The sequence below is a fragment of the Ilumatobacter sp. genome (assembly GCF_049588435.1).
Lineage (GTDB): Bacteria > Actinomycetota > Acidimicrobiia > Acidimicrobiales > Ilumatobacteraceae > Ilumatobacter_A.
The window spans coordinates 1-1639 of record NZ_JBAVYV010000485.1; the positions used below are offsets into that span (position 1 = coordinate 1).

The window sequence follows — 1639 nt, forward strand, 5'->3', positions numbered from 1 at the left end:
ACCCGAGCGTGTTGACCAACGCGGCCGGTGCCGCCTCGATCGAGAACGTGGGCGACCCACGACGGGCGACAACCGCACCGTCGGCGCCGCACGTGACCACGACGGTGTCGGACAGGTCGAGCAGCAGTTCGGCGGCCGCAACGGGATCGGCGGCGTCGGCGAGCCACTCCGCTTCGTCGTGACTCGGGAACATCACCGCGGCGCCCGCGAACGCATCGGCGACATCGCCACGTTCCGCTCCGGCGGCAAGCATCGTCGCCGACGACGGATCGAGCGACCAGGGCATCGATCGTTCCTCGGCGGACGCGATCAGCCGAGCAAACGTCGCGCGGCCCGCGGACTGGAGAAACGTGTAGCCGGTCAGGTGCAGCCAGCCGACGCCGTCGTACCAGGCCGGATCGACGTCAGCGGTGCCGAGCACCGTGGCCGGATCGAGCGCAGACACCATCGAACGATTGCCGTCGCCTCCGACGATCGCCGCGATCGCGCGGCTCGCCGTCGACTCGCGTCGGATGACGCGCACGTCGACACCGTGTCCGGCGAGCTCGTCGATCAGGAAGTCTCCGAGCTCATCATCACCGACGACGCCGACGAAGCGGGACATGAATCCGTCCGCGCCGGCCTCGGCAGCCCAGGCGGCAACATTTGCGGCGGAACCTCCACCGGACATGACGACCGAGCCGGGTGTGTCGGATCCGACGGCGATCGCCTCGACGGCGGTGATCGTGATGTCGGCGTTCAGATCACCGACGCACAACAGCTCGCCGGTCACCTTGCCGGCAACGACTCAGCGGAGGGTTGCTTCACCCTGTGCGAGCTCCTCGGGCTCCAGCAGGTCCTCGGGGTCACCGACCACGTAGCGGTGGATCAACGCTCCGAGCACACCGCCAAGGATCGGCGCGAGCCAGAACAGCCACAGCTGCTTGAGCTGATCGGAACCGGCGAAGATCGCCTGTGACGTCGACCGAGCGGGGTTGACGCTGGTGTTCGTGACAGGGATCGAGATGAGGTGGATCAACGTCAGCGTGAGTCCGATCGTCAGACCACCCACCGCCGGGGTCGCCTTCTTGGACGTCACGCCCATGATCACGGCGAGGAACACGGCGGTGAGGACGACCTCGACGAGGAACGCCGACCCGAGCCCGTACCCGCCGGGGGAGAACTCGTCGTAGCCGTTCGCTGCGAACGTGCCGATCTCGTAGCCGGGCTTGCCGGAGGCGATCCCGTAGAGCACCGTTGCGGCGATCATCGCGCCGACGAGCTGGGCGATGACGTAGCCGACGGCCTTCGCGGCTTCGAAACGTCCGCCGACGACGAGGCCGATCGTGATCGCCGGATTGAAGTGGCCGCCCGAGACGTGGCCGAGGGCGTACGCGCCGGTCACGACCGTGAGGCCGAACGCCAAGCTGACGCCGAGGAAGCCGATGCCGAGGCTGGTGCCGTTCCCGCCGACCCCGAAGTCGGACGCGATGATCGCCGCGCCACAACCTCCCAGGACGAGCCAGAAAGTTCCGATCACTTCGGCGGCGAGTGCTTTGACGTTCATGTTTGATCCCCTTGTTGTCGTAGACGCTGCGCGGGAACGATAGCCAGGCGACGACAGCCGGACGCGGACGGGGCCGATCACGCGTTCCAGCAT

General features: G+C 67.7%; 2 protein-coding genes. Both read right to left on the bottom strand.

Annotated elements, in window-relative coordinates; genetic code table 11:
* Positions 1 to 772, bottom strand: a 772-nt coding sequence (locus WBV89_RS18350) for a carbohydrate kinase family protein (protein ID WP_423982776.1), incomplete at its 3' end; no start/stop codon positions are given.
* Between the two features lie 15 nt (positions 773 to 787).
* Entirely contained in the window at positions 788 to 1546 is a 759-nt protein-coding gene (aqpZ, locus tag WBV89_RS18355; protein ID WP_423982777.1) for an aquaporin Z, read from the bottom strand.
* Between the last annotated feature and the right edge of the window lie 93 nt (positions 1547 to 1639).

Coding starts and splice junctions, on each gene's coding strand:
- aqpZ (WP_423982777.1), bottom strand. CDS start 1,546: ATGAACGTCAAAGCACTCGCCGCCGAAGTGATCGGAACTTTCTGGCTC.